The following is a 25,861-nucleotide window of genomic DNA, read 5'->3' on the forward strand; positions in this document are numbered from 1 at the left end:
TCATTAATTAAATACGTTAAAGCGCTTGCACCGATTCTTCATCAATTTGTGCGCCGAAGCGTTTTTTCAACTCCATAACGCCATTATCTTTTTCCAAACGTTCTAAAGCACGCTTATGTCGATATTCATTGATACGCTGCTGCAACATAAGGGGCGTGGGGTTTGCCGGTGTACCCACGGCAAATGATACCACCGCGCGGCTTCCCAGGAGTCCCTGTAAAGACTCTCTCACCGCGTGCTCTGTCGCATTATTTAGAAGGGACTGTTGATCGCTCTTGACTAAAATAGTCCAGTTATCCCCTTCGTTGTCCTGTAATTCGGAGTTCAGCAACACCTGTCGAGCCAAACCGGAAATATCCATGCCCGCTATCATGGCGCTCCAGCGGTCAATGTCAGCAGCATCCTTAATTTCATCGGTAATTTCAGGGTAGTCGTAGCTGCTCGGGGCTGCATCGGAAGAATGCGGCTGCCCAGAGGTGTCAGCACTTCCTTGCGGGATTTCAGCAGACACGACCGACTCATGCTCAGACTCTTCAAGCTTAGTTGCCTCTGGTGCCTGTGCCCGAGGTGCTTGTTTCTGCGAGGTTTCGCGAAAGTCCTTAGAAGCTATTTCATCTGGCTTTTTTTTTTGCATTAAGTCTTGCCGCATTTGCAGCAAGTCATCAAGACCCGATGCATAAGGCTGATCTTGTGGTGCTTCTTCTGGCTCAGGCACATTGTCGTTCGATTGCTGCGCCACCTGGTTATGTGGCTCCGATTTCTCCACCATGTCAGGAGTTGGTTCGTATGAATCTGCAAATTCATCGGTATTACCAAAGCTCACTGGCTCTTCATTGATTTCAGGAGGCTGTTCCGGCGTAGGCCGGTCGTCATGGTACTCTGGTTTTAGTTCTGGCTCTGGCGCGCCTGAAGGCTCATTTGGTTTCGACAATTCAGCGGCTAAAGGTGTTTCTTCGCCGTTTGTCTCTTCGCCATCTGTTTCGTCAGTTAAAGGGCCTGCCTTAGGTCGAAATGCCAATAAACGAAGCAAAGTCATTTCCAGACCACTTCTGGCATCCACTGCATAAGGCTGCTCTCGCCGCCCTTCCAACACTATGCGATAAAATACTTGTATAAGTTCCGCCGGCATTTGGCGCAACAGCGGCTTTATTATTTCTGCGTCATCAAATGCCTGTTGTGCATCAGGTAGCTGCTGCATGAGAGCCAGCTGATGCAGCATATTCTGCATTTCGACAAGCACGGAGCTTAAATCAGGAACAACAGCAACCATGGTATCAACACGTTGCATTAACGACGCCGCATCGTTATTTAATACATCTTTTAACAGGCTAGCTATGTCAGCGGTGGGTACATTACCCAGCATTTGCCGAACACTGTCTAACAGCACTTCTCCATGGCCCTGAGCAATAGCTTGGTCAGTCAGGCTCAGTGCATCTCGCATACTGCCTTTTGCGGCCCTCGCAAGTAAAGAAAGTGAAGTAGAGTCCGCAGAAATACCTTCCTGCTGCAAAACATGCTGCAGCTGACCGGCAATATCTTCTTTTGAAAGCGCTTTTAAATTAAATTGTAAGCAACGGGAAAGTACGGTCACCGGTAGTTTTTGCGGATCGGTTGTGGCCAGCAAGAACTTAACATGCTCCGGTGGCTCTTCCAGGGTTTTAAGAAGTGCATTGAAGCTATGACGCGACAGCATGTGTACCTCATCAATAAGGTACACTTTGTAACGCCCCCGAGTTGGACGGTACTGGACGTTATCGAGGAGCTCTCGCGTATCTTCTACTTTTGTTCGCGACGCCGCATCAATTTCTAACAAGTCGACAAAGCGTCCCTGATCAATTTCCTGGCAAGAAGAACATTGCCCGCATGGAGTTGAAGTCACTCCCGTATCGCAATTCAGAGCCTTAGCCAGAATTCGAGCTATTGTGGTTTTGCCAACGCCGCGCGTTCCGGAAAAGAGGTAAGCATGGTGAAGCCTTTGCTTAAGCAACGCATGTTCTAATGGTTTCAATACATGCTGCTGCCCAACCACCTCAGAGAACTGAGACGGTCGCCACTTTCTTGCCAGAACTTGATAACTCATAAGAAACTCAGGTTATAGTTTTTAGAATTGACACAAGGTATAGCACGCAACACCCGCTTGCCGCAATTTATCTTCGCCACCGAGTTCCGGCAAAGAGACAACGAAAGCGGCTTCCTCAACCGTTGCCCCAGTCGAACGAATTAGCTTGTCCGCCGCTAAAACTGTTCCGCCGGTAGCCAATAAGTCATCGATAATGAGAACCTTATCGTTGCTCGTTAAAGCGTTCTCGTGCATTTGTAGCTCATCAGTACCATATTCTAGTGCGTAAGTTTGACTGACGATATTACCTGGAAGCTTTCCGGGCTTTCTCAGTAAAGTAACACCACACCCCATTGCATAGGCAAGAGCAGATCCAAACAGGAAGCCGCGAGCCTCTATAGCAGCTATCTGGGTAACTCCGGCCATTTCATAACGTAGTTTGAATGCATCGATGCAGCTTTTAGAAGCATCATGGTTTTGCAATAGTGGAGTAATATCTCGAAAAATAATTCCCGGTTTCGGGTAGTTGTGAATAGCGCCAATAGAGTCTTTCACTTCCTTTAGACGTTCTTCCATAAGTCCTTGCTCTTTAGTTAAGCAACCGCTTTAGCTGACCAATTCTGAACAGAGTCCACTAAATACTCTGCGTCCAACGGCTTAGATAAACATTGCGTCGCACCGGCAGCCAGAGCTTTAGGTTCTACCTCAACTAGTGAGTCAGTCGACATAAAGAGTAACGGTGCATTTCTATAATTCTCGAGTTCTCTCAAGTTTTTCAACAATAAGAGGCCGTCCATGACCGGCATCTTGTGATCAATGAGAATAATATCGTAGTAATCTTTTTTGGCCTTACTAAGACCATCCAGCCCATCTTGGGCGGTTTGAATGTCGAGCTTTAACGGCTCTAACATTCTACGAATTGCCTGAAGAGTGTTGTCTTTATCTTCGACAATAAGCATTGAAATGGACATAACTGTCACTTACACCTTAAGCCTTTTAAAGCTTGACTATTAGGCAGATAACACTTGTATTAGGCGCAGTACTAATGGCAAACAGCCTGCGACAACAAACAAGACAATAGCGAACAACAAATAACCGAACCCTGCAGGTTCTTTAAACGACTCTGATGACATATCATCTACCTCCTAAATAAGTCGAGGCAGATCATACTTGATCCTTACAGCTGATAAAAGCAGAACAGCCAATAAAAAACCCGACCTGATTAGGTCGGGTTTTTTCAGATAACTAAGAAGCTATCAGGTTAGATTATAATTCAATGCCTTTGCGTTTCGCTGTCGATTGAATATAACCTTTCCAGCTACGAGCACTGCGACGTTGACCGTCGAATTTAGCTGCTTCGTTAACGTATCTCATTGCCTGGCGGTAGTCACCACCATAGAAATACGCTTCAGCTAAAGACATATAAACACGACCCTCGTCACGACCGTCTAAATAGTCCAATGCTTTTTTCAAAGGCTCTGCTGCCGCAATGTACTGTTCGTTTAGCAACATAATGTTACCGCGCTTACGATAGTACTCACCTTTGTCATCAGCATCTTCCGCAGCTTCCGCTGCGCGAAGGTACCACTCAACCGCTTTGTCTAGCGTTTTCGCACGGTGATAGCTGTTTGCTATGGTTGCGAAATTCTTAGCCGTTTGCTCGATATCGCCGGCTTCTACATGTTTTTCCATAGTAGTAGCTGCTTTATATGGAATACCTTCGTTATCATAAAGTTGAACCAACATTTTAAATTGGCTTTCTTTATCCAGGTATCCTGCTAAATAAGCAACTTCTATGGTTTGAAGAGCTTTCGCTAAGTTCTCTTCCAGCATATAGAACTGTGCTAACTGCGGCCACCATTGAGTCACTTCAGGAAGCTTATTCAAGCCTTCCTCAAGTACGCCAATTGCATCCGAGTACATTTTACGCTCGTAGTAAGACGCCATCATTAACGTGTAAACGTTTTTGTCCGGCTCTCCATACTCTAGCGCAGCTTCAGCAAATGGGATTATCTGAGCGAATTCCTTCTTCTGGTAATAGGCATTCGCCATGTACAAGAAGACTTTAGGATCTTTCTCGCCAGTAAACTGAACCCACTTACGAAGGTACTCGATAGACTGGTCATACTTTTCTTCCTGAAGGCTGATTTGGCCAACAAGTTTCATAGCTGCAGCTTGGTCACTCCAGCCTAAAACATCTTGGTCAACCGAGCTTTTCAAGACTCTCAAAGCATCCGCCATACGCTCGTCAGCAGCATAGAGGTTACCAAGGAAGCGACCTAAATACGCAGAGTCGTAGCCAGGATCTGGCTCCTGCTCTTCCAGTACCGCTATCGCTTCTTTAATTTGCTCTTCTTCGTAAAGCTCGAACGCATCCATAATAGCGCGACCAATACTTTGCGAAGCCGCTTTATTGTCGCGAGCTTTTTTCTGCGCCTCAACGGTCTCTTTGTCCGGAATGTTGAAGCCAAGGTCCTGGGCCGAAGCCTGGACCGTGGTCATCGACATAACCGAAACAAAAGCCAGGGCACTAACAAATGTTTTCGATAAATATTTCATTTCTTAGTTCCCATCCATTGTAAAGTCGAGCTGGACGGTCATACCTTCCTGACGAACAGGTTTGCCGTCAATGATTTTCGGCTTGTACTTCCAGCGCAACAATGCGCGACGAGCTTCACGGTCAAATACTCGACGAGGTTCAGAGTCAATGACTTCAACGTCAGTCACACCACCTTGTTGATCGATAGTGAACCGTAGTTGAACCCAACCTTCCGTACCATTACGAGCCGCTTGAGGTGGGTAGCGTGGTTCGATACGAACGATAGGCGTTGCATCACCATCGCTGCTCAGACCTCCGCCAGGACCGGAAAGACCGGTGTCAGCTCCACCGACATCCACATCAAAGCCCATGTTCATGTTTAGGCTTGAGTCTGAGGTATCAGGCTCAGACTGTGGTGTTTCTGGCGGCTGCTCTGGTGGCGGCGGTGGCGGCGGCGGAGTACGCCGACGCTCTTGTACGTCAGACTCAGGTGGCGACGTTACGATGTCAATGACCGGTGTTGGGGGCGGAGCTTCATTACTTTTCGCCCCCCCACCGATTAAGTAAGCCATAAAAGCAAACAAAGCAAACGTAACGGCCGCACCTAGTAGTAAAGATACTAAAAAGCGCACCATATTAGTTAGTCTCCGCTGCTATGGATATCTTATCGATACCCGCTTCCTTAATTTGGTCCATGACTTCAACGACGCGACCATGTTCAGCTTCTTTATCTGCCTGAATAACCACTAAGTCGGTAGGTTGCTCTGCTAGCATACGTTCTAAGTTTGCAGCAACGCGTTTAACGTCGACTTGGCGTTTATCCATCCAGATTTCACCAGTATCACGAATTGCGATAAAGATGTTAGCTGAAGGCTCCTTGTTCGCCTGATTAGCTTCAGGTTTATTAACCTGAATACCAGCTTCTTTAACGAATGAAGTCGTTACGATAAAGAAGATCAACATGATGAAGACGATGTCGAGCATCGGCGTCATATCGATAGACGCATCTTCTTCTTCTCGATTACGATTACGTGCCATAGTTTTACTCTCTTAGTGATGTGGCAAACTGTCAACCAGGCCTTCTTTCGCGCGACGAACCTTACTTTCAAGTCGAGTTGCGAAAAACATGCCGGATAAAGCTGCAACCATACCCGCCATCGTTGGGATAGTTGCCATCGAAATACCCGATGCCATTAGACGAGGATTACCCGTCCCTTGCACTGCCATGATTTCGAAAACCGTAATCATACCGGTTACAGTCCCCAACAGTCCGACTAACGGACACAAGGCAACACAAGTTTTAATTAACAGAATACGAGCATTCAGTTTATCGTTCGCTTCGGAAATCCATGCTTCACGGATTCTATGGGCGTACCATGAGGTGGTGTCCTTACGGGCATCCCACTTCGCAATAATTTCGTTGCGAAGCTTAGGGAATGCGCCGGTAAGGTACCAATAACGCTCAATCATCAGTACCCACATTAGAAAGAGCACCCCCATGACGATGAACAATACATCGCCACCGGTAGCCAGAAAATCCCTGATAGATTCCCAAAGTTCCATCAGGTAAAGCATGGGTTACTCCTTCTCCGAGTGCGCAGCTACGATTCCCGCTGCCTGTTCGTCCAGAATGTGAACGATAGACTTAGCGCGAGATGCCACAATACTGTGAGCCAAAATCAATGGAATAGCCGCGATAAGACCCATAGCTGTTGTTACCAACGCCATTGAGATATCGCCTGCCATGATCTTCGGATCACCGGTACCGAACAGTGTGATTGACTGGAACGTACCAATCATACCAACAACTGTACCTAATAGACCAAGCAATGGTGCGATAGCTGCGAAGATCTTGATGACGTTTATGCCACTGTCGATTTTCGGAGTTTCGCGCAAAATAGCTTCGTCCAGTTTTAGTTCTAAGTTTTCAGGATCGGCATTCTTGTTCTCTTGATACACTTTCAGGATACGCCCTAAAGCGTTGCTGTCTTTCGGGCTGCCAGGATTTTTCAACTGCGAACGGATTTTGCCAGCAGCGCCTGTCAGCGTAATCAGCTTGAACAGAGAAATTAATAGACCGATGATTAATACAGCGGTAATAACATAACCCACTGTACCACCTTGGTGATAACGCTCAATTAAAGTTTTCTTCTGAGTTAACAGACCAAGAATCTGACCTTTAGATGGGTCAAGGAAAACACCTTCGTAACCACTTTCAGTGTTCACAAAGTCTTGCGCTTGTCCTGTAGCACCACCTTCTGGTTGACGACCTAACGGCTGAACTTGTTCAGTCGTGTCGTTATAAACCAGATATTGGTCACCAGAAAGAAGGTTGAAAGTACCTAAACGAACCACTTCGCGCGTTTCAGTACCGCCATCAAGCAAAGTTACGTCAGTTTCAAACTTAACCACTTTACCTGACTGAACCATTTCTGTAAGAAGTGCTTGCCAAAGCTCTTCTAACTCTTCCAGAGTTGGAAGCTCTTTTGCTTCAGATAAGCTTTCCAGAACGTCTTCACGACCTGGGTACTGAGCACTGATAATTGAAGTTGCAATACGACCGATAGTTTCGGTTGCCGCACCACGAACAACACCGAACATTTCGCCCAGAGTACCTTTTGCGTTCTCAAGCTCTTGTTCTTTGTTCGCTAGGTTAACTTCGTTTTCAGAAAATTCATTCTGCAAACGTTTACCACGTGCTTTCTCGTCTTGTAACTGCTGCTTAGCACGGTTTAGCATTGCTTGCTTGTCAGCACGCGCTGCTGTGAACTCGCGCTCACGCTCAGCATTTAATTCACGAGAAGAAACACGGTTTTTCTCAACTAGCTGTAACAGCTCGTCAAGGTTCTTAGCTTCAGATGTATCCTGAGCTTGTGCAGCGAGAGTCGTACCGGCAGAAAGGGTGACTGCTGCTGCAATCATTAACGATTTTACTAATTTATTCATTCTGCACTCTCCGCTGCGAATACTGGAAGTTTCACCAGATCGTAAGCTGTTTGCTTACGTGACATACGAATCGCTTGGGTCAGAGGACGGATAAACTCGTCTTCCAAAGCAGTCCACTCATCAGTTTCGTTGTTGTAAATCCAAGCGTTTCTCAAATCGAGAGACTGTGCCAGGAATGCAACACGACCCATGTGGAAAAAGTCTACAGCTACTTCTTTACCGTCTACTTCCAAGTTGCCTTGGTAAGAAATCAAGCCTGAACCGTAGTCCATTTCTGTCTGGTACGCTTCAATGATTTGACGGAATTGCTCAGACGTTGAAACGTTTGCGCTGTCCATAATGTCGCGCAGACGCTCAACACGCTCCATACGCTTCTCGCGGTGAATTGGAATATCCAACTTCACAAATTGCTCTAACGCATCGATCATTTCGTACATAAGAGGAACAACGCCCTGCTTAGTACGTTCGATGCCATCAATTTGCTTCTGCAAAGAGGCTAACGTTGCTTCCTGGTCATTAACCAAGCGCTGAACGTGGTCGTTGTAAACTTTCAAGTTCTCGTACTCAGCGACAACTGAGCGATACTCGATAAGAAGATCCTGGCTTTGCTCAAACAGAGAGTTCACTTTCTCTTGAGATTGAGCGTCCGCTTCAAGAATCTTTTTCTCTTCGTTTTGTAGCTTAGCTACATCGACTTGCTGTGCAGCGGCAACGCCGGTGCCAGCAAACGCCATCACACCCATCAGGGTTGCAGCGAGTTTGGTTCTTTTGATTACTTTGGTCATAGTTCCCAACCAATTTGACTTAACTTCCGCTTCAACGCCTAAGGCGCGAAACACCAGTTGTTTGAATGACGAAAAGATCTCGTTCTACGGTTTATAGTATTGTCGACAAAAGCGACAATAACCAAGAATATTCCCACGATGACTATACGCTGTCAACCAAGTCAACCTGAGTTAACCGCGCTATAGCTATCGCTTCAATTCTATACTGTAGAACACGGATCTGGACTCGTACAATCTCCAGATTTTATGACAACGTCCTGTCGTCAAACCATTTCATAGCCTCACATTCAGCAGAAACTACCTATTCTTGGCTACTACTCCTGTTTTGAATAGTATCACTTTTTGATCCACGAACAACACTAGCTTATAAATTTCAACGTTTTTTATACAAGTAATTTTTTAGGCTATATGTAATGACTTAAGCTATTTTTCTGATTCTCCCGTGTCATAAGGAATAAATTCTTTTATTATGGAACTATGAGACCGATAAATGACTTAACTTCAATTCAACATATTGAGCGCTTACTCAATGAGTTTACCGAGCAAGCCCAACATATTGATGAGCAAAATAGGCGCCAATCAAAAAAAGTGACTGAACAATGGTTCAGCCTTTCACTATTTCATACCCGCTCATCCATAGCCCGGGACTATGTCGAAGAAACAAAGCGTTTGTTAGCACAACTTTTGGCCGCTAAAAGAGAAGAGTCTCAACGCTTTTTGGCAGAAAAACTCAGCGCACAAATAGAAGCCTTAGCAACAGCGCTACGTTCAGGAAAGCTACCCGAGCAGGCTGAGGAGCAACGGGAGATTAGAGCCAGCCATTACCAGCAGCTTCACGAGAAGTTAGTCACTTACCGGGACTACGAGCGCCGTTTAACGGAAAACCTCTCTCAGGCACAAAGCACAGGTTCACAAGAAGCCGTTCAAATCGCTCAAAAGCGCTTGAACCGCTGTCAAATGGCTATTGTTCAATTAGAGCGACAAATTCAGCACCATGACGAAGGTTAATATCCCTTTCATCTATTCGCCGATATACAGTCAGCTTGAACTACCGGAGCGACACCGTTACCCAATCGAGAAATACCGTTTACTACACGACTGGGCCGTTCGTCGCGGCGCTCAGAAAGACCAGTGGCAAAGGCCTGTCACGCTGACATGGGAACAAGTCGCACAAACGCACTGCTCTTCCTATATAGAAAAATTAAAAACCAACAACTTTGAAAAAGCCGAATGGCGCAGAATAGGGTTTCCCTGGTCAGAACAGTTACTGACTCGGTCATTAACGTCTGCCGGAGGTACCGTACGGGCGCTACAAATGGCGTTAAGTTCATCCATTGCTATCCACTTTTCAGGTGGGTACCACCACGCTCACCATGACTGGGGAAGTGGCTTCTGTTTAATCAACGACTTGGCAATTGCCTGTCACCAGTTACTTTTACAGTATCCTCATTTAAAAATAGCGGTGTTAGACACAGATGTGCATCAGGGCGACGGCACAGCCACCCTCTTTCAAAATGACTCACGGGTATTTACGTGCTCAATTCATGGCGAGAAGAACTTTCCATTCTCAAAATCATTATCGGATTTGGATGTTCCGTTACCCAAGGGAACGGCTGATAAAAGTTACCTTCAAGCCTTGCAACATGCACTTAGTTTCATTGCGAAGAACGTAAAGCCTGATGTCATCCTTTACGATGCAGGCGTGGATATCTACACAAAAGATGAGCTGGGTCACTTTCACATTAGTTTAAACGGCCTGTTTCAGCGTGACATGACGGTACTTTCATTTTGTCGACAAAATGACATTCCTGTAGCAGCTGTCATTGGTGGTGGTTATCAGAGAAATTTAGAACGCTTAGTTCGTGGACACGCTCAATTACTCAGAGCCGCGTATTATGTCTATACTGAAAATAATTTCGAGTTAAGAAGCGTAGTAAGGAGTTCAGAAGATGAAGTTTGATGATGATATTCACAATTATTATGAACGTTTAGTTGTCGATCGCATTGAAGAGTTGGAGCTCGATAAACAGTATGAGCAAGAATTCCTGGCTGATTTATGCTGCCTGGTCTTGAATCAACTGCCGCCCCGTTATATTCGACATGAAGTGGACATGGCGTTTTTCCTTCCACCGTCAAAAAGACTTGATATGGAAATGCAGGTTCACAAGGCAATTACAGAAGCCCTGGAGTTTTTGAAAAATAGAAAGAGAGACGAAAACGATTAACGCTAGGAAGTTGGGTGGCGACTCTACCAGCCACACCCCGGCACACACATCCCCAACTACGGCTGCTCCCTTCCGGGCCTGACCGGGTTCGCTGGTTAGTGTTGCGGGGGGACCCGCAGAGTCACCATTGATGCTTTATTCAAAGCAGGCGCATTATGACGCACTTGCCTTAGGGACACAACCCGACAAGTACCTTTCGCTTACTTTTTCTGCAGTTTACGGGCAATGGCCTGTTTTGCCTCAGGAGAGCTTAACGCTTTGGCGAAATATTCAGCTTCACGGCTTATGCGTGCAGCGGTTGATTCAACCGGGTGCTTGAGTAACTTCTTCGACACCCGCAAAGACTGGCCAGATTGAGCTCTTAATTTATTGAGTACTTCCTCAACCTTACCCGCCAGCTGCTCTACTGAAACAACATGGTTCACGAACCCCAAATCTAAAGCTGTTTGCGCATCAAAGTTGTCTCCCAATAACAACAACTCAGCAGCTTTTTGATAACCACAAATTTGCGGCAGCAATAAGCTTGAGCCGGCTTCAGGTAAAAGACCTAACTGCACGAATGGCAACGCATAAACAGCCTCATTGCTACTAATAACAATGTCACAGTGCAATAGCAGTGTCGTTCCTATACCAATCGCTAAGCCATTAACGGCTGCAACGACCGGCACTTCCACTTTATTCAGGGTATGCAGAAAACGAAATGGTGGTGCTGATTCATCCAGGTTTTCAATTGCCAGAAAGTCGTTTAAATCATTACCGGCTGAAAAACTGTCACCTTCGCTTTCAAAAACAACGGCATTAATCGAAGTATCATCATTGGCTTGCTTCAACGCTTTTTCACATAAGGTATACATGTCTTGAGTAAAAGCGTTTTTCTTTTCCGGACGGTTCAGGCGAATTCTAACAACGCCATTATCCTTAGTTATTATTACCGGTTGTTCAGACATCAAACCTATCCTTTTATTGTTCTCGCTTTTTCCAGGCTTTGGCCGTTGCTTCATGCATGGGTACAATAATATCCAATGCACTTTTATCACCCGCAGGCAGTTCCATTTGGTTTGGCTTTTTAGGGGTTACTCGATCACCCCATTTAATCAGCCCTGCCCCACAAGTCAAGCCGCCGCCGAATACCGCTGACATAATGCTATCACCAGGCTTAATAATGCCGTTATCGGCCGCTTCAGCAAAAGCGATAGGAAGTGTTGCGGAAGAGGTATTGCCGTACTTCTGAATATTGATAACAGTTTTCTCACTCGGCACTTTACACATTTTGCCCAGGAAGTCGATTAAGCGTTTATTCGCCTGATGCGGAATAAGTGCATCGATATCTTCCGTTGTCATGCCGGTTTGTTCAAAAACGTTCTCCACAGCGGCACTCATACCTTTAACCGCTCGCTTGAAAATTTCCTGACCAACAAAGTCAAACTGCATAATGCCGTCGAAGTTAAAGCGGTCGAAATTAAGACCAAAATCAAGGCTCAGCACATCACGAGCGTCAGCATCACAACTTACGTGACTCGCCAACAGTCCAACCTCATTGTCCGAGGCTTCCAGCACCATAGCACCGGCTCCATCACCGAAAAGAACCGCACTTTCTCGCTTCGTCCAGTCTAGAATTCGTGTTAGACACTCTGCGCCTATCAGTAAGACTTTGCTGTGCGCACCCGTTTTTATCGACTGGGTCGCGAAATGCATGGCATATAAAAAGCTACTACAAGCCGCGTTAAGGTCAAAAGCAGCAGCATTTTTAGCGCCAATACGCTGCTGCACAGCAGACGCCACATTCGGAATAATTTCATCTGCAGTACAGGTGCCGACAATAATCAAATCAATTTCATTCGGATCTAAGTCCGCCGCAGCCAATGCATTGCGTGCAGCGACCGTGGCCAATTCCGAAGTGCCCACGTGACTCACGCGTCGCTCCGAGATACCCGTTCTCGAAACAATCCATTCGTCAGAGGTTTCCAGGAAAGTGGCAAGATCATCGTTTGTCATAATGGCCGGCGGAAGGCATTTTCCCCAACCCGTGATTTCTGCATATTTTGTCACGGCAAAACCTTTTACTTCTGTCAGTAAATGCTGTCTGCGTGCTAAGCTACGTCGAGACGGCAGTATTTGCTCGTATCATAGCACGAATATTTGTCAGGTGAATGTATCTGAGGAAAAAGGATAACGGTTATGCTTCGTTTTATTCTGATACTTATTTTAACTCCATTAGTAGCGGCCTGCTCAAGCCAACCAGACCCGCTTATTATCAGCACCACGCCAGTCAATGACACTTTTTCGATAAAAGTGAACCAGCTTGAAGTCGTCGATACGCGAACATACTCGTATCTATATCGACACAAAAAGGACGACGACAAAGCGACATTTGCACCGCCCCAACAACCGCTGACCAAAATCGTCCAGGATGCACTGACTCCATTAACCGACAGTGCGCCGAGCGGGCAAGGGTTAAAATGGTATGTATCCATAGAAAAAGCGTTAATTGATGCAAAAACCAGTGCGTTGAAATACGAATTAGAACATCATGTCCGCATACGAGTGGAAGCGGTTAGAGATAACCGCCGTTACAGCAACTTTTATACAGGCAAAGCGCAATCTAGCGGTGCTTTGAAACCAGCTCAGGCAACTATTGAACGTCAGTTTCGTAGCCTGTTGAATAATGTATTGAATGATATAGCTAACGACCCTAAACTCCGCTTAAGTGAGAGAGAGGTTTACTGATGAAGTTTTGGATTTTATTAACAAGCTTACTGGCCATTTCATTTGTCGCTCCGGCCAGTTCGGAAATACAGCCAGATAACCCGTTCCCGCGAGTAAAAATGGTCACGTCGATGGGAAATATTACCGTCGAATTGAATCGTGAAGCAGCGCCGTTAACCATTAAAAACTTTTTTCGCTATGTAAAGAAAGCACAATACAATGAGACGGTTTTTCACCGCCTCGTTCCCGACTTTGTAATTCAAGGTGGTGGCTACGATAAAGACTTTCAGGAAAAGCCCACGTTTGAGAAAGTCGTCAATGAATCAGGCAATGGTCTATTAAATGAATACGGTACTATTGCAATGGCTCGCGAGCGAGGCCCACACACTGCGACCCGCCAGTTCTTCTTTAACCTCAACGACAACACATCTCTGAACCCTGAGAAAGGCGACTGGGGCTACACTGTCTTTGGACGTATTGTTGAAGGCTTAGATGTACTGGAAAAAATGGCAAAGCTCGAGTCAAAACCCTTTGATGATGCAACTGGTTGGCGAGATGTTCCTGAAAATCCGCCGGTCCTGAAGCGAATTGAGATAGTGCCACAAAGTTAATGGAAAAGCGTATCCCCTTTTGGCAGGACATGGACGTCTATAAGCAGTCGCGTGTCTGGGTTATTTTCATACTCGGTATTGCCAGTGGCTTTCCATGGGTCATGATTGGTTCAGCGCTATCAGCCTGGCTGCAGGAGGAAGGCTTAACGCGTTCCGTAATTGGTTATTTCGGCGCCGTTTTCGGAGCCTACTCCATTAACTTCCTGTGGTCACCACTTATTGACAACGTAAAGCTTCCTGTACTCACCAAATGGTTGGGACAGCGACGTAGTTGGATATTCTTATGTCAAATAGCCATTGCTGTTGGATGCTTTTCGTTAGCAAGCCTCAATATAACCGATAACCTGCACATAGCAGGCTTAACAGCATTAGCCATTGCTATTAGCTCGGCCACGCAAGATATTGCTATTGATGCTTACCGCATCGAATCGTTTTCTGAAACCGAGGGTCGCTTACAGAGCGCTGGTGCTGCCATGGCTACCGCCGGTTGGTGGACGGGTTACAGTGGCCTGGGTGCCTTGCCCTTTTTTATTGTTGACGGCGTTAGCTGGAGTTGGCAACACGCCTATTTCGGGCTTGGTTGCATCATGCTATTTTTGGCCGCGGTTGTACTGCTTGTTCGCCGCACGACTTATACCGCCGTTTCAGAGACAGCCGAACCTGTATCGAATTGGTTCAGCTTTTTCAAAGAGCGCATAAAGCACACCGTTGTTTCACCTATTGCTGAGTTTTTCACGCGAAACGGCATAAAACTCGCGTTGTCACTTTTAGCATTTATTTTCTTGTTCAAAATTGGTGAAGCCTTTTTAGGCCGCATGTCTATTGTGTTCTATAAAGAAATTGGCTTTACCAACACAGAAATTGGCACCTATTCCAAGCTTGTAACCTGGTGGGTTACTATTGTCTTTGCAGTGTTAGGTAGTGTCGTAAACCTAAGACTAGGCATTGTGAAAGGACTGATTATTGGCGGCTTAGCCATGTCCGCTTCAAACCTAATGTTTTCCTGGATTGCGCTTGTCGGCCCCGACACCAATTTGTTCTTAAGTGCCGTTCTTATTGATGGCTTTACCAGTGCCTGGTCCACTGTGGCTTTTGTTGCGTTCATTAGCTTGCTTTGCAACCGAACATTCACGGCAACACAGTATGCACTCATGGCGTCACTAGGGACTCTGGGAAAAACTGTGTTGGCGTCGTACAGCGGTGTGTTAGTCGATACAATGAATGGTAACTGGGCGCTATTTTTCGTTTTAACGGCGATAATGGTTATTCCCAGCCTTTGTTTCCTTTGGTTTATTCGTAAACCGCTGAAAAAGCTTGAGGAAGCAAGAGATGCAAACTGACTACCATTGGTATGTATTAGGTCCTGGTGCTATTAGTGGACTCATCGCCTGCCACTTGCTTGAAGCTAAGCAGCAATGCTCGGTTTTAACTCGAAAAACAGAATCTGAACACGGCCAATTAACTCTGAAAGAAGGTGCAATCAGCAGCACTTATACATTACCTTTTTTGCCGACACAGGAATGTCAGTTGGTCAAAGATTCGGTGTTTATTGTTGCTGTAAAAGCCTTTGATGTCGTAAATGCTTTGGAAAGTATCACTGCAATTCCCGGCTTTGACAAAGACATGCCAATAATTCTGAGTCACAATGGTATGCTTGAGCTGCCTAACTCACTAACCTCATTGAATATTTATCACCTAGTGACCACCCATGGTGCGGTGAAGTTTGCTCAAGAGCCAACACATATTGTCATTGAGCACCGTGGGAAAGGTCGAAGCTGGCTTCAAAGGAAAGAAAATAAGGCAGACTTCGAGGCGATTTTAGCAAAGAGTTTTAAGCCCATTCTTTTTGAAAGCGATATTCAGACCCGCCGTTGGTCAAAGCTTTTAATTAATTGCGTAATAAACCCGTTAACCGCCATTCATCAGTGTAACAATGGCGCGCTGCTTAAGGCTGAATGGCAGGAAGTTATTCAATCGTTGGTCAACGAAGCGGTCTGTGTTGCTCGCGTCGAACAGGTCAGTTTAGATGCCAAGAGTGTTTACGAGGAAATACTAAGAGTCGCTGGTGAAACCCGAAATAATGAGTCATCAATGAGACAAGATATACGTCATAATCGCCGTACTGAAATTAACTACCTAACGGGTTACATTATCAAAAAAGCAAAAAAAGCCGGCTTACAAGTGCCGGCTCACGAAAAGCTCATGAAAGACTTTGTCAGTCTTTATCCTCAATAAAATCGACCACCTCTAAGCCAAAGCCGGACAGCGCAGAGTAACGCTTCGGTGAGCTCATCAGGCGCATTTTATGAATATTTAAATCCGCCAATATTTGTGAGCCTAAGCCCACATTACGTGACGCATTTGAAGCCGACGCCGTTGGCTTATGTTCACCGTGATCTTGCGCCTCAAACTCTTTTACCTGAGCAATAATATCTTCTGGCGTTTGCTGGCGGCCAATAATCACTAAAACACCGTCATTCTCGGCAATGTAAGACATTGCTTTCTGAATTGGCCAACTGCGCTTGGCGGCTCTGTCCGTTAAGAACGTATCATGGAAAGTATCCTGTAAATGCACACGCACATTCGTCACTTTGTCTTCCGCTATGTCACCATGCACAAGTGCCTGATGCACTTGTTTATCGATTGTGTCCTGATAAGTGACCAGATGAAATTCACCAAAGGCTGTCGGTAATGAGCACTCAGCAACACGTTTAATCGTTTTTTCCTGAGTCGAGCGGTACTCGATTAAGTCCGCGATTGTGCCAACTTTTATATCATGCTGTTTCGCAAAAGCTTCCAAGTCTGGGCGGCGTGCCATAGTACCGTCTTCATTCAGCACTTCCACAATAACAGAAGCAGGCTCAAACCCTGCTAAGCGTGCCAAGTCGCAGCCCGCTTCGGTATGCCCGGCGCGATTTAATACACCGCCCGATTTTGCTTTTAATGGGAATATGTGTCCCGGCATAACTAAGTCTTCAGGCTTAGCATCCTTTTTCACAGCATCTAGCACAGTCTTCGCGCGGTCGGCTGCCGAAATCCCTGTTGTAACGCCCTCTGCCGCTTCAATAGAAACGGTGAAATTGGTTGCATAAGGCGCGTTATTTTTGTCCACCATCAGCGGTAAGTTCAGCTGCTGACAACGCTCTTCAGTTAAGGTTAAGCAAATAAGTCCACGGCCGTATCGGGCCATAAAGTTGATGGCTTCTGGTGTCGCACATTCAGCGGCAATAATGAGATCGCCTTCGTTCTCGCGATCTTCATCGTCCATCAGAATCACCATTTTGCCCTGACGGATGTCTTCAATAATTTCTTCTGTGCTATGCAATGACATAACGCTTAACCTTATCCTTTTATGAGTTGCGGTACCGCGATAACCCGCTGGTCATCACCCACCTGACGGCGGTCCGTTACCTTAAAACGTACCGCTTTATCCAAACTTTTTGGTTCTTCAATATCAAATAGCGAACGTGCCGCATCACCCAATAACTGCCCCGAAGAGTACATCATAAGGCGATCGCAATAACCGTTTTCTATCAGCGCAGCGGCCAACGAAGCACCACACTCAGTCCAAACTTGGTTCACTTCCCGTTTAGCCAGCTCAGCCATCAAAGCGCTCAGCTCAACTTTTCCGCTGTCTGCTTCATCAATTATAACCTCGTGGCAATGGGCATGGCGGCTCGGTTTTCCCGGCTCGCATCTGACTAACCATACCGGTGCGGATGACTCAAAGATTTTAGCGTCATCAGTCACTCGGTTTTGGCTGTCGATAATAATACGTATGGGCTGTTTTAACGGTTCAGGCAGGGCCCGTGTTTTCGGCCACTGGCTTTCGCGAACGGTCAGCATAGGATTGTCTTTCAAAACAGTATCGGCACCAGTAAGAATAGCGTCTGACTGCGCCCGCCAATACTGTACATCAGACCGGGCATGAGGACCGGTTATCCACTGGCTTCGGCCATCGGACAGCGCTGTTTTCCCATCCAGTGACGACGCCATTTTAACGGTCACAAACGGACGTTGATGCCGCATTCTCGACAAGAAACCTGGATTCAGCTGTTCTGCTGACTTTTCCAAAACGCCCACCAAAACGTCAATATCCGCTTCATGCAAGCGCTTGATACCGTTACCGCTGACTCGTGGGTTAGGATCGTGCATGGCAACAACAACCCGGGCAACGCCCGCATCAACCAGTGCATCTGCACAGGGCGGAGTGCGCCCCATATGGCTGCAGGGCTCTAAAGTCACATAGGCGGTTGCACCTTGCGCTTCGGCACCTGCTTGCTTTAAGGCATGAATTTCCGCATGAGGTTCGCCTGCCTGCTGATGCCAGCCTTCACCAATAATTGTATTGTTCTTACTGATCACGCAACCAACCGCAGGGTTCGGACGTGTTGTCATGATACCGCGGCGCGCGAGTTCTATCGCACGGTGCATCATTTCATGATCAATTTTTAACTGTGACGGCTTAATCATTCAGACGAGCGATTTCTTCGCCAAACTCTCGAATATCTTCGAACGAACGGTAAACAGACGCAAACCTGACGTAGGCCACTTTATCGATTTGCTTAAGGTTTTCCATAACTAACCCACCAATGAAGTTGCTGGTAATTTCGCGCTCGCCGGTCGCTCTGATACTCGATTTAATTTTATTGATAGCCTGTTCCATAAGCTCCAGACTGACTGGGCGCTTTTCGAGTGCTCTTAACAGGCCATTGCGGAGCTTATCTTCATTGAACGGTTCTCTCGAGCCATCGGTTTTAATAACCCGCGGCATAATGAGCTCAGCCGTTTCAAAGGTCGTAAAGCGCTCCTTGCAATGATTACACTCACGCCGGCGACGCACCGAGGCGCCATCCGCAACTAAGCGCGAATCAATAACCTTGGTGTCTTGTGTGCCACAAAATGGACAATGCATTGCCTGACTCCTTTAAGTGCGCTTTACGACTCGTTTAACGACAGTGCGTAATTATCCGTATACCGGAAAGTTAGCGCACAACGCTTTTACTTGTTCACGCACTTCTGCAATTTTGCTTTCGTTAGAAATATCGTCCAAAACATCGCAAATCCAGTTGGCTACCTGCTCAGCTTCGGCTTCTTTAAAGCCACGACGGGTAATTGCAGGTGTACCTAAACGCAAACCAGATGTCACAAAAGGTGAACGTGGATCATTCGGAACCGCATTCTTATTAACCGTAATAAATGCATCGCCTAAAGCCGCATCGGCGTCTTTACCCGTAATGTCTTTGTCAATTAGGTCAACCAGGAATAAATGGTTCTGCGTGCCGTTAGAAACAATCTTATAGCCACGAGACTGCATTGCTTTGACCATTACGTTCGCATTTTTTAACACTTGTTGTTGGTACGCTTTAAATTCAGGCTGTAAGGCTTCCTGGAATGCGACCGCTTTACCAGCAATAACATGACATAAAGGGCCACCCTGGTTACCCGGGAATACGGCACTGTTCAGCTTCTTGTGCAGTTTCTCATCGTCACTACCTGAAATGATCAAGCCACCACGCGGACCCGCAAGAGTTTTGTGCGTGGTCGTTGTAACAACATGCGCATAAGGCACTGGGTTTGGATATTCACCCGCAGCAATTAAGCCCGCTACATGCGCCATATCGACCATTAAATAAGCGTCTACTTTATCGGCAATTTCACGGAATTTTTTCCAGTCAACAATACCAGAGTATGCTGAGAAACCAGCAACAATCACTTTCGGCTTATGTTCTTGCGCCAGCTTTTCAACTTCGGCGTAGTCTATTTCGCCAGTGCTTTCATCCAGACCGTAAGACACTGCGTTGTACAATTTACCAGAGAAGTTAACACCAGAGCCGTGAGTTAAGTGGCCACCGTGAGCCAGGCTCATGCCTAAGAAAGTATCGCCCGCTTCCATTAATGCCATAAAAGCCGCAGTGTTTGCTTGTGAACCAGAATGCGGTTGCACGTTTGCGTATTTTGCACCGAATAACTCTTTTGCACGCTCAATAGCCAAGTCTTCGACTTTATCGACAAACTCACAGCCACCATAATAACGCTTGTGCGGATAGCCTTCTGCGTACTTATTTGTCAGCTGAGACCCTTGCGCTTGCATGACTCGCGGACTGGTGTAGTTTTCAGATGCTATCAGTTCAATGTGTTGTTCCTGACGCTCAACTTCGCCTTGCATCGCTTGCCATAAGTCCGCATCAAAGTCGGCAATGTTCATCTCAGATTTCAGCATTACAGCTCTCCAAATCGTTAAATGGTCTTAATTTGTCGGGTATTTTACCTTAAAACACAAATGAGTGCCTAGTTCAGCGCAACAAAGTTTGGGGATGTTCGTAAATAACAGTAAACTATGCAGTAACTTTTTTGTTGATAGGAAGGATTTTACGTCGCTATGGCGCAATATATCTATTCAATGTCTCAGGTGAGCAAAGTTGTTCCGCCTAAGAAGACCATATTAAAAGACATTTCTTTGTCATTTTTCCCGGGTGCCAAAATTGGCGTTTTAGGTTTAAACGGCGCCGGTAAGTCAACCTTACTTCGTATTATGGCCGGGGTTGATAAAGAGTATGAAGGTGAAGCTCGCGCTTTATCGGGAACTCAAATTGGCTACCTGCCTCAGGAGCCAGAGCTGGACGAAAATAAAACGGTGAAAGAAACCGTTGAAGAAGCGGTGGCGGACGTTAAAGAGGCCTTCGCTAAGCTCGATGAAATTTACGCGGCTTACGCTGACGAAAATGCTGACTTTGACGCACTCTCAAAAGAGCAAGGCGAACTAGAAGCTTTACTACAGGCAAAAGATGGTCACAACATCGACAATATTCTGGAGCGTGCAGCCGATGCACTGCGCTTACCTGAGTGGGATGCCAAAATAGGCAACTTGTCAGGTGGTGAACGCCGTCGTGTGGCTATCTGCCGCTTACTGTTATCGAAGCCCGATATGCTCCTTCTCGACGAACCGACAAACCATTTAGACGCTGAATCTGTTGCTTGGTTAGAACGCTTCCTGCACGATTACACGGGTACCGTCGTTGCCATTACCCACGATCGTTATTTCCTTGATAACGTTGCTGGTTGGATCCTTGAACTTGACCGGGGCTATGGTATTCCGTGGGAAGGTAACTACTCCTCTTGGCTGGAACAGAAAGAGAAACGTCTGGAGCAGGAAGAGCGTTCAGAAAAAGCTCGTCAGCGCACCATTAAACAAGAGCTTGAGTGGGTACGTACTAATCCGAAAGGCCGTCAGGCGAAAAGCAAAGCGCGTCTTAACCGCTTTGAAGAGCTGCAAAGTGGTGACTATCAGAAGCGCAACGAGACCAACGAGTTGTTTATTCCGCCAGGTCCTCGTTTGGGTGACAAAGTCATTGAAGTTAATGGTATTAGCAAAGCTTACGAGAAGCGCCAGCTTATCGATAACCTAAGCTTCAATGTTCCTAAAGGTGCCATTGTCGGTATTATTGGTCCTAACGGTGCGGGTAAATCCACCTTATTCCGCATGATCAGCGGCGAAGAAAAGCCGGACAGCGGCTCTATCGAATTAGGTGAAACCGTGCAACTGGCCAGTGTTGATCAGTTCCGTGACAGCATGGACGACAGCAAGACTGTTTTTGAAGAAATTACCGACGGTAATGACATTCTTAAAATTGGTAACTTCGAGGTTAATGGTCGCGCCTATGTTGGCCGCTTTAACTTCCGTGGTACCGACCAGCAAAAACGTATTGGCGAATTGTCTGGTGGTGAACGTAACCGGGTGCATTTAGCGAAGCTGTTAAAAGCCGGCGGCAACGTACTGTTGCTCGATGAGCCAACCAACGACTTAGACGTTGAAACCTTGCGCGCACTTGAGGAAGCCATTCTGGAATTCCCGGGATCCGTCATGGTTATCTCGCACGACCGTTGGTTCCTTGACCGTATCGCTACCCATATTCTGGATTACCGTGATGAAGGCGAAGTGGTCTTCTACGAAGGTAACTACAGCGACTACGAAGCTTACATGAAAGAAAAATTCGGTGAGCAGGCAATGGAGCCACACCGTATTAAGTATAAGCCTATCGGCTAACAGCCTTTATAAGGGGCGAGGCTGCCAGGCCACGCCCCTTTTATTGCAAATCCAGTCTGCATGCACCCCAAAGGTCTCCGCCAGGTTGGCTTTTGTCAGCACTTCAAATGGTTGTCCGTGACAAACCAATTCACCCTTATCCAGTAAAATCAATTCATCACAATACTCAGCCGCCTGCGGAATATCGTGAATAGCCATGATCACTAACCTTCCCTGCTCGCTTTGTTTTTTCAGCAATTGTAAAACATTGAGCTGGTGATAAATATCCAGCGCATTAGTCGGTTCGTCGCAGAGTAAAAGCTCTGGTTCAGCGACTAACGCCCGAGCAAGTAGCACCCTTTGTAGTTCACCACGCGACAAACGCTGAATAGAATGTCCGTTAAACTCCGACAGGTTAAGCGTTGCACACACGTTGTCGATACGCCGTTGCCGCTCTGAACGAGATATACGCCTTTTGAGCAGACCAATATCGATGATATCCGCCATCGTCATATCCCATTGGGGGATGTCATCTTGAGCCATGTATGACAGTGTATTGGCGCGCTCAGTGTCCTTCATAGCTGACAACAACTGCTGATTCCAGGAAAAACGTCCTGATGCTGTTTCAATGCTGGCTATGGCTTTAAGTAATGAGCTTTTACCGGCACCATTAGGGCCTATTAGGCCCACCAATTTACCGCTGTCGATAGAGAGTGTAATGTTATTTAAGCGCGGGCGAGTCACACCTTTAAGGCTGCCATTTTCTATTGTGAGCATTGTGTCTACCTCACCGCCTGCCGAGATTTCTGTCTAACCAGTAAAGCAATAAGTAAAGGAGCCCCAATAACTGCCGCAACCACACCTAATGGCAGTTCCCGACCAACACTAATAAGGCGCACAAAAATATCGATAGAGAGCACCAGTACAGCTCCAGCCAAGGCGCTCATCGACAGAACTTGTTTGGGGTGATTAAGCCCGACTAATCTCACCAGATGCGGTGCCAACAGCCCCACAAAACCAATAATTCCAACGCTGACTACGCTACTACCTGCCAGTAATGCAACGGCTATAAGTACTAAGTTACGCCTTGTCGGATAGCTATAACCCATGCTAACGACGGTTTCTTCGGAAAAGGTTAACGCCGTCAAAAAGCGAGACTGAGTTAACACCAATACTGCGCCGATTAAAGCAAAAGGCAGCATTAAATTCACATGTGACCAGCCCCGGTTTGCAAGGCTTCCAAGGGTCCACTGGCTCCATTCCTGAAACGCGAAAGGGTTGGGCGCCAGGTACAGCAGCAATGCCATAATAGCTCCTGCCAAAGAGGAAATAGCCACACCGGCTAAAATGACCCGGTTCACATCGGCATAATTTCCCGCCATTACCACCACGACAACGATAGCGGCTAAGCCGCCGGCCAATGCGATAAAGGGTAAAAGCCAGGAAAACGTTGGCAACAAACCAAAATAAAGCACAGCGACCGTCGTTAACGCTGCCCCGGATGAGACTCCAGTAAGTCCGGGCTCTGCGAGCGGGTTTCTGAGCAAAAGCTGCATGGCAGCGCCAGCCAGTCCAAGCACCGCACCATTGACTACTGCAAGAACCAGTCTTGGTAAACGAATATCAGCCAATATGGCCTGCTGATAAGCCGATAATGCATCGGTTCGCCACCAGTCCCATAGCGTTAAGCCACTACTGCCTTGCGACAAATGCCACGCGGAGAGAGCGATAATCACGAGAGTAAGCGCTAACACCCATTTGACGATACTAGTCAATGTTTTCTCTCCTATGGCCAAGCGCTTCGACATAAGCATTCGCATTCACTACGGGGCAAGACGATGTCTCGTGAGGAATAAACTGAACTTTGTTTTGTTCCGATATCCACTTTCGCACCACAGGGTGATGTCGCCAAATATTAGCCAGTGCGAAGTCTGCCGTCGCCGCATCTTCAGTGAATCCTTCCATAATGACAATGCCAGGTCGCCAGGTTATTAACTGCTCGAGATCGACCGATACTAAGTCATAACCGGCCGTTGCTGCCAAGTTTTTCCAGCCCATTTTTTTGAATAGCGTGTCGGTCCAGCTCCCCTGACCCCAACTGTATTGATTAGGCATAATCACTATTGCAGACTGGCTCCCGGCTTGCGCAATGAGAGAACGCTGTAATTCCGCTTTATGTTGCTCTACCTTTCTTGGATAACCCGTTTGGTTGGCCATAATACTCAACCACTGCTCATAAGCCTCCCAGTTTCTCGGTTGCGGCAGCACCACAACATCCACGTAACCTTTTAGCGCTTTAACCAGTCTGGGCTGATTAAACTCCGTTGCAAAAACTTTTGTCGGTTTTAGCGCCAGTATGCTCTCCAGCGTTCCATTATGTCTTGCCACACCCGTCAACTCGTTTGCGTCATGCAGGCGCGTGATACCAACAAGCTCCTGTCGTTCACTCCATCGTGCCAGAGCAATATCAATACATTGATTTAACGACACCCAGCGCGCACTTTCCTTTGCTTGAACAGGCGCTGTTAGTGCCAAAACTGTTAGTGCCCAAAAAAGTACAGCTATGGCTGTCAGTTTAAATGACATCGAGTGCCTGCTGCAGATTTTTAACACCAATAATTTCCATGCCTTCCGGTGCTGTTTTAGGTTTATTGGCAATAGGCACCACGGCTTTTTTGAAGCCATGCTTCGCGGCTTCATTTAATCGCTCCAGCCCATTTGGCACAGGACGAATTTCGCCGGCTAAACCAACTTCGCCGAAAGCAACTAACTCTCTCGGCAACGGGTCTCCTTTGAAACTCGACACAATGGCTAGCAACAAGGCTAAATCGGCTGAGGTTTCTGCCACTTTCACCCCACCAACCACATTAACGAAAACATCTTGATCGGACACTTGTAAGCCTCCATGACGATGCAAAACAGCAAGCAATAACGCCAAGCGAGTTGCTTCCAGGCCTACGGCAACCCGACGCGGGTTCGCCAGAGCGGAGTAATCGACCAACGCCTGTATTTCCACCAGTAAAGGTCGGGTGCCTTCCCAAACCACCATGACTACAGAGCCGTTGCCTTGTTCTTCAGCACGTTGCAGGAATATCGCCGACGGATTCGATACCTCTTTTAAACCACCGCCTGTCATGGCAAAAACCCCAAGCTCATTCACTGCGCCAAAACGGTTTTTCGTGCCGCGCAAGGTTCGATAACGAGAATCTGAAGAGCCATCTAAAATAACTGAACAGTCAATACAGTGCTCCAGTACTTTAGGGCCTGCCAGAGAGCCTTCTTTGGTCACGTGCCCGACCATAATAATGGCGACATTCTTTTGCTTTGCGTAACGCGTTAAGTAAGCTGCCGCTTCCCGCACCTGAGACACGCTGCCTGGCGCCGACTGAATGTCCGCCAAATGCATAACCTGTATTGAATCGATAACCATAATGGCAGGCTTTTCTTTGTCAGCCAGCTGGCAAATCGTTTCAACCGAGGTTTCCGACAGCATCCGTAATTTATCTGTCGGCAAGTTTAGGCGTTGCGCTCGCATAGCGACCTGTTGTAATGATTCTTCCCCCGTCACGTACAAAGCAGGCATTTTTTCGGCCAGCTGACAAAGCGTTTGCAGCAACAGTGTACTCTTACCAGCGCCGGGAGAACCTCCAATTAAAATAGCTGAGCCGGGCACGACACCACCACCCAGCACCCGATCGAACTCTTTAAAGCCTGAGCTAAAGCGTGGAACTTCCTGCAGGTCAACCTCGCTGAGCGTTTGCACTTTGCTTTCGGTCATACCGGCAAACCCCTGACGGGCAACGGCAGGTGAAGCCGACTTTGATGCCAGCCGAACTTCGGTTAAGGTATTCCATGCTTTACATTCTGTGCACTGTCCTAGCCAGCGCGGGAAGTCCGCGCCACAGTCGCTGCACACATATGCCATTTTTGCTTTTGCCATTAATCTGCTTCTCGTTTTAATATG

The 25,861-nt window shown here is 46.9% G+C and carries 28 protein-coding genes and 1 other RNA gene; 8 read left to right on the forward strand and 21 right to left on the reverse strand.

The genetic code is table 11. The features are described 5' to 3' along the window. Nucleotides 1-16: 16 nt before the first annotated feature. The 10 genes from dnaX to B3850_RS05145 all read right to left on the reverse strand — a co-directional run bounded on the left by dnaX (nucleotide 17) and on the right by B3850_RS05145 (nucleotide 8,329). Nucleotides 17-2,080, reverse strand: coding sequence for a DNA polymerase III subunit gamma/tau (gene dnaX / locus B3850_RS05100; protein ID WP_286873325.1), 2,064 nt, complete (start codon nucleotides 2,078-2,080; stop codon nucleotides 17-19). 21 nt (nucleotides 2,081-2,101) lie between these two features. Further along, complete coding sequence (locus B3850_RS05105) at nucleotides 2,102-2,635, reverse strand: adenine phosphoribosyltransferase (RefSeq protein WP_286911477.1); 534 nt, start codon at nucleotides 2,633-2,635, stop codon at nucleotides 2,102-2,104. Nucleotides 2,636-2,652: 17 nt separating this feature from the next. Next, entirely contained in the window at nucleotides 2,653-3,030 is a 378-nt protein-coding gene (locus B3850_RS05110) for a response regulator (RefSeq protein ID WP_286873320.1), read from the reverse strand. A gap of 39 nt (nucleotides 3,031-3,069) precedes the next feature. Next, complete coding sequence (locus B3850_RS05115) at nucleotides 3,070-3,192, reverse strand: hypothetical protein (RefSeq protein ID WP_286873318.1); 123 nt, start codon at nucleotides 3,190-3,192, stop codon at nucleotides 3,070-3,072. A 133-nt stretch (nucleotides 3,193-3,325) separates the two neighbouring features. Beyond that, a complete protein-coding gene (locus B3850_RS05120; RefSeq protein WP_286911478.1) occupies nucleotides 3,326-4,618 on the reverse strand; it encodes a hypothetical protein in 1,293 nt (430 codons plus the stop codon). 3 nt (nucleotides 4,619-4,621) lie between these two features. Beyond that, entirely contained in the window at nucleotides 4,622-5,233 is a 612-nt protein-coding gene (locus B3850_RS05125) for an energy transducer TonB (RefSeq protein ID WP_286873312.1), read from the reverse strand. Nucleotide 5,234: 1 nt separating this feature from the next. Continuing rightward, a complete protein-coding gene (locus B3850_RS05130; RefSeq protein WP_053952599.1) occupies nucleotides 5,235-5,636 on the reverse strand; it encodes an ExbD/TolR family protein in 402 nt (133 codons plus the stop codon). A gap of 12 nt (nucleotides 5,637-5,648) precedes the next feature. Next, the gene (locus B3850_RS05135) at nucleotides 5,649-6,173 is read right to left on the reverse strand and encodes a MotA/TolQ/ExbB proton channel family protein (RefSeq protein ID WP_053952600.1); all 525 of its coding nucleotides are present in this window, start codon (nucleotides 6,171-6,173) and stop codon (nucleotides 5,649-5,651) included. 3 nt (nucleotides 6,174-6,176) lie between these two features. Further along, on the reverse strand, nucleotides 6,177-7,544 hold the full coding sequence (locus B3850_RS05140) for a MotA/TolQ/ExbB proton channel family protein (protein ID WP_286911479.1): 1,368 nt from the start codon (nucleotides 7,542-7,544) through the stop codon (nucleotides 6,177-6,179). Next, nucleotides 7,541-8,329 carry a DUF3450 domain-containing protein gene (locus B3850_RS05145; RefSeq protein WP_286911480.1) on the reverse strand — a complete coding sequence of 263 codons (789 nt, stop codon included), beginning with the start codon at nucleotides 8,327-8,329 and terminating at the stop codon, nucleotides 7,541-7,543. The genes B3850_RS05140 and B3850_RS05145 overlap by 4 nt, the downstream gene beginning before the upstream one ends. Nucleotides 8,330-8,806: 477 nt before the next feature. Between B3850_RS05145 and priC the strand changes: the two genes are divergently transcribed. Genes priC through B3850_RS05160 form a run of 3 tightly spaced genes read left to right on the forward strand, consistent with a single transcriptional unit; the run spans nucleotide 8,807 to nucleotide 10,554 of the window. Next, nucleotides 8,807-9,337: a primosomal replication protein PriC gene (gene priC / locus B3850_RS05150; RefSeq protein WP_058578727.1), complete on the forward strand. Its 531-nt coding sequence runs from the start codon at nucleotides 8,807-8,809 to the stop codon at nucleotides 9,335-9,337. Beyond that, nucleotides 9,324-10,289, forward strand: a complete 966-nt coding sequence (locus B3850_RS05155) for a histone deacetylase family protein (RefSeq protein WP_058578726.1) — start codon at nucleotides 9,324-9,326, stop codon at nucleotides 10,287-10,289. The genes priC and B3850_RS05155 overlap by 14 nt, the downstream gene beginning before the upstream one ends. Next, complete coding sequence (locus tag B3850_RS05160; RefSeq protein ID WP_058578725.1) at nucleotides 10,279-10,554, forward strand: late competence development ComFB family protein; 276 nt, start codon at nucleotides 10,279-10,281, stop codon at nucleotides 10,552-10,554. Before B3850_RS05155 ends, B3850_RS05160 begins: the two co-directional genes overlap by 11 nt. A gap of 21 nt (nucleotides 10,555-10,575) precedes the next feature. Here B3850_RS05160 and ffs read toward each other — a convergent pair. The 3 genes from ffs to B3850_RS05175 all read right to left on the reverse strand — a co-directional run bounded on the left by ffs (nucleotide 10,576) and on the right by B3850_RS05175 (nucleotide 12,603). Continuing rightward, nucleotides 10,576-10,672, reverse strand: an RNA gene (gene ffs / locus B3850_RS05165) — signal recognition particle sRNA small type. Nucleotides 10,673-10,754: 82 nt separating this feature from the next. Continuing rightward, complete coding sequence (locus tag B3850_RS05170; RefSeq protein ID WP_286875135.1) at nucleotides 10,755-11,501, reverse strand: enoyl-CoA hydratase; 747 nt, start codon at nucleotides 11,499-11,501, stop codon at nucleotides 10,755-10,757. A gap of 13 nt (nucleotides 11,502-11,514) precedes the next feature. After that, nucleotides 11,515-12,603 carry a ketoacyl-ACP synthase III gene (locus B3850_RS05175; RefSeq protein ID WP_286911482.1) on the reverse strand — a complete coding sequence of 363 codons (1,089 nt, stop codon included), beginning with the start codon at nucleotides 12,601-12,603 and terminating at the stop codon, nucleotides 11,515-11,517. A 129-nt stretch (nucleotides 12,604-12,732) separates the two neighbouring features. On the opposite strand from B3850_RS05175, the gene B3850_RS05180 reads away from it, so the two are divergent. The 4 genes from B3850_RS05180 to B3850_RS05195 are packed head-to-tail and all read left to right on the forward strand — an operon-like array spanning nucleotide 12,733 to nucleotide 16,106. Further along, nucleotides 12,733-13,281, forward strand: coding sequence for a YajG family lipoprotein (locus B3850_RS05180; RefSeq protein WP_286875129.1), 549 nt, complete (start codon nucleotides 12,733-12,735; stop codon nucleotides 13,279-13,281). Further along, nucleotides 13,281-13,871 (forward strand): peptidylprolyl isomerase, encoded by a 591-nt coding sequence (locus B3850_RS05185; protein ID WP_273268801.1) that lies wholly within the window; start codon nucleotides 13,281-13,283, stop codon nucleotides 13,869-13,871. Before B3850_RS05180 ends, B3850_RS05185 begins: the two co-directional genes overlap by 1 nt. Then, entirely contained in the window at nucleotides 13,871-15,211 is a 1,341-nt protein-coding gene (locus B3850_RS05190; RefSeq protein ID WP_286875123.1) for an AmpG family muropeptide MFS transporter, read from the forward strand. The genes B3850_RS05185 and B3850_RS05190 overlap by 1 nt, the downstream gene beginning before the upstream one ends. Then, nucleotides 15,201-16,106 carry a ketopantoate reductase family protein gene (locus B3850_RS05195; protein ID WP_286911484.1) on the forward strand — a complete coding sequence of 302 codons (906 nt, stop codon included), beginning with the start codon at nucleotides 15,201-15,203 and terminating at the stop codon, nucleotides 16,104-16,106. Before B3850_RS05190 ends, B3850_RS05195 begins: the two co-directional genes overlap by 11 nt. Here B3850_RS05195 and ribBA read toward each other — a convergent pair. Genes ribBA through glyA form a run of 4 tightly spaced genes read right to left on the reverse strand, consistent with a single transcriptional unit; the run spans nucleotide 16,087 to nucleotide 20,094 of the window. Continuing rightward, the gene (gene ribBA, locus B3850_RS05200; protein WP_053952611.1) at nucleotides 16,087-17,202 is read right to left on the reverse strand and encodes a bifunctional 3,4-dihydroxy-2-butanone-4-phosphate synthase/GTP cyclohydrolase II; all 1,116 of its coding nucleotides are present in this window, start codon (nucleotides 17,200-17,202) and stop codon (nucleotides 16,087-16,089) included. The genes B3850_RS05195 and ribBA overlap by 20 nt on opposite strands. Before the next feature lie 11 nt (nucleotides 17,203-17,213). After that, nucleotides 17,214-18,344 (reverse strand): bifunctional diaminohydroxyphosphoribosylaminopyrimidine deaminase/5-amino-6-(5-phosphoribosylamino)uracil reductase RibD, encoded by a 1,131-nt coding sequence (ribD, locus tag B3850_RS05205; protein WP_286911485.1) that lies wholly within the window; start codon nucleotides 18,342-18,344, stop codon nucleotides 17,214-17,216. Beyond that, nucleotides 18,337-18,786 (reverse strand): transcriptional regulator NrdR, encoded by a 450-nt coding sequence (gene nrdR, locus B3850_RS05210; RefSeq protein WP_053952613.1) that lies wholly within the window; start codon nucleotides 18,784-18,786, stop codon nucleotides 18,337-18,339. Before nrdR ends, ribD begins: the two co-directional genes overlap by 8 nt. Nucleotides 18,787-18,837: 51 nt before the next feature. After that, nucleotides 18,838-20,094, reverse strand: a complete 1,257-nt coding sequence (glyA, locus tag B3850_RS05215) for a serine hydroxymethyltransferase (RefSeq protein WP_053952614.1) — start codon at nucleotides 20,092-20,094, stop codon at nucleotides 18,838-18,840. 159 nt (nucleotides 20,095-20,253) lie between these two features. Here glyA and ettA point away from each other — a divergent pair, with 159 nt between their 5' ends. Further along, nucleotides 20,254-21,918: an energy-dependent translational throttle protein EttA gene (ettA, locus tag B3850_RS05220; RefSeq protein WP_053952615.1), complete on the forward strand. Its 1,665-nt coding sequence runs from the start codon at nucleotides 20,254-20,256 to the stop codon at nucleotides 21,916-21,918. A gap of 6 nt (nucleotides 21,919-21,924) precedes the next feature. On the opposite strand, the gene B3850_RS05225 is transcribed toward ettA, so the two are convergent. From B3850_RS05225 to radA, 4 genes are read right to left on the reverse strand one after another with little or no spacing between them, the layout of a single operon-like run. Then, complete coding sequence (locus tag B3850_RS05225; RefSeq protein ID WP_286875107.1) at nucleotides 21,925-22,674, reverse strand: ABC transporter ATP-binding protein; 750 nt, start codon at nucleotides 22,672-22,674, stop codon at nucleotides 21,925-21,927. A 5-nt stretch (nucleotides 22,675-22,679) separates the two neighbouring features. After that, complete coding sequence (locus B3850_RS05230) at nucleotides 22,680-23,672, reverse strand: FecCD family ABC transporter permease (protein ID WP_286875105.1); 993 nt, start codon at nucleotides 23,670-23,672, stop codon at nucleotides 22,680-22,682. Continuing rightward, nucleotides 23,665-24,483 (reverse strand): ABC transporter substrate-binding protein, encoded by an 819-nt coding sequence (locus tag B3850_RS05235; protein WP_286875103.1) that lies wholly within the window; start codon nucleotides 24,481-24,483, stop codon nucleotides 23,665-23,667. Before B3850_RS05235 ends, B3850_RS05230 begins: the two co-directional genes overlap by 8 nt. Further along, nucleotides 24,473-25,837 carry a DNA repair protein RadA gene (gene radA / locus B3850_RS05240; protein ID WP_286911486.1) on the reverse strand — a complete coding sequence of 455 codons (1,365 nt, stop codon included), beginning with the start codon at nucleotides 25,835-25,837 and terminating at the stop codon, nucleotides 24,473-24,475. Before radA ends, B3850_RS05235 begins: the two co-directional genes overlap by 11 nt. Between the last annotated feature and the right edge of the window lie 24 nt (nucleotides 25,838-25,861).

The sequence above is a fragment of the Idiomarina sp. UBA4520 genome (assembly GCF_002388365.1).
GTDB lineage: Bacteria > Pseudomonadota > Gammaproteobacteria > Enterobacterales > Alteromonadaceae > Idiomarina > Idiomarina zobellii.

Excerpts from the sequence above, each read along its gene's own strand:
- dnaX (WP_286873325.1), bottom strand. The coding sequence starts at position 2,080 with ATGAGTTATCAAGTTCTGGCAAGAAAGTGGCGACCGTCTCAGTTCTCT.
- B3850_RS05105 (WP_286911477.1), bottom strand. The coding sequence starts at position 2,635 with ATGGAAGAACGTCTAAAGGAAGTGAAAGACTCTATTGGCGCTATTCAC.
- B3850_RS05110 (WP_286873320.1), bottom strand. The coding sequence starts at position 3,030 with ATGTCCATTTCAATGCTTATTGTCGAAGATAAAGACAACACTCTTCAG.
- B3850_RS05115 (WP_286873318.1), bottom strand. The coding sequence starts at position 3,192 with ATGTCATCAGAGTCGTTTAAAGAACCTGCAGGGTTCGGTTATTTGTTG.
- B3850_RS05120 (WP_286911478.1), bottom strand. The coding sequence starts at position 4,618 with ATGAAATATTTATCGAAAACATTTGTTAGTGCCCTGGCTTTTGTTTCG.
- B3850_RS05125 (WP_286873312.1), bottom strand. The coding sequence starts at position 5,233 with ATGGTGCGCTTTTTAGTATCTTTACTACTAGGTGCGGCCGTTACGTTT.
- B3850_RS05130 (WP_053952599.1), bottom strand. The coding sequence starts at position 5,636 with ATGGCACGTAATCGTAATCGAGAAGAAGAAGATGCGTCTATCGATATG.
- B3850_RS05135 (WP_053952600.1), bottom strand. The coding sequence starts at position 6,173 with ATGCTTTACCTGATGGAACTTTGGGAATCTATCAGGGATTTTCTGGCT.
- B3850_RS05140 (WP_286911479.1), bottom strand. The coding sequence starts at position 7,544 with ATGAATAAATTAGTAAAATCGTTAATGATTGCAGCAGCAGTCACCCTT.
- B3850_RS05145 (WP_286911480.1), bottom strand. The coding sequence starts at position 8,329 with ATGACCAAAGTAATCAAAAGAACCAAACTCGCTGCAACCCTGATGGGT.
- priC (WP_058578727.1), top strand. The coding sequence starts at position 8,807 with ATGAGACCGATAAATGACTTAACTTCAATTCAACATATTGAGCGCTTA.
- B3850_RS05155 (WP_058578726.1), top strand. The coding sequence starts at position 9,324 with ATGACGAAGGTTAATATCCCTTTCATCTATTCGCCGATATACAGTCAG.
- B3850_RS05160 (WP_058578725.1), top strand. The coding sequence starts at position 10,279 with ATGAAGTTTGATGATGATATTCACAATTATTATGAACGTTTAGTTGTC.
- B3850_RS05170 (WP_286875135.1), bottom strand. The coding sequence starts at position 11,501 with ATGTCTGAACAACCGGTAATAATAACTAAGGATAATGGCGTTGTTAGA.
- B3850_RS05180 (WP_286875129.1), top strand. The coding sequence starts at position 12,733 with ATGCTTCGTTTTATTCTGATACTTATTTTAACTCCATTAGTAGCGGCC.
- B3850_RS05185 (WP_273268801.1), top strand. The coding sequence starts at position 13,281 with ATGAAGTTTTGGATTTTATTAACAAGCTTACTGGCCATTTCATTTGTC.
- B3850_RS05190 (WP_286875123.1), top strand. The coding sequence starts at position 13,871 with ATGGAAAAGCGTATCCCCTTTTGGCAGGACATGGACGTCTATAAGCAG.
- B3850_RS05195 (WP_286911484.1), top strand. The coding sequence starts at position 15,201 with ATGCAAACTGACTACCATTGGTATGTATTAGGTCCTGGTGCTATTAGT.
- ribBA (WP_053952611.1), bottom strand. The coding sequence starts at position 17,202 with ATGTCATTGCATAGCACAGAAGAAATTATTGAAGACATCCGTCAGGGC.
- ribD (WP_286911485.1), bottom strand. The coding sequence starts at position 18,344 with ATGATTAAGCCGTCACAGTTAAAAATTGATCATGAAATGATGCACCGT.
- nrdR (WP_053952613.1), bottom strand. The coding sequence starts at position 18,786 with ATGCATTGTCCATTTTGTGGCACACAAGACACCAAGGTTATTGATTCG.
- glyA (WP_053952614.1), bottom strand. The coding sequence starts at position 20,094 with ATGCTGAAATCTGAGATGAACATTGCCGACTTTGATGCGGACTTATGG.
- ettA (WP_053952615.1), top strand. The coding sequence starts at position 20,254 with ATGGCGCAATATATCTATTCAATGTCTCAGGTGAGCAAAGTTGTTCCG.
- B3850_RS05225 (WP_286875107.1), bottom strand. The coding sequence starts at position 22,674 with ATGCTCACAATAGAAAATGGCAGCCTTAAAGGTGTGACTCGCCCGCGC.
- B3850_RS05235 (WP_286875103.1), bottom strand. The coding sequence starts at position 24,483 with ATGTCATTTAAACTGACAGCCATAGCTGTACTTTTTTGGGCACTAACA.
- radA (WP_286911486.1), bottom strand. The coding sequence starts at position 25,837 with ATGGCAAAAGCAAAAATGGCATATGTGTGCAGCGACTGTGGCGCGGAC.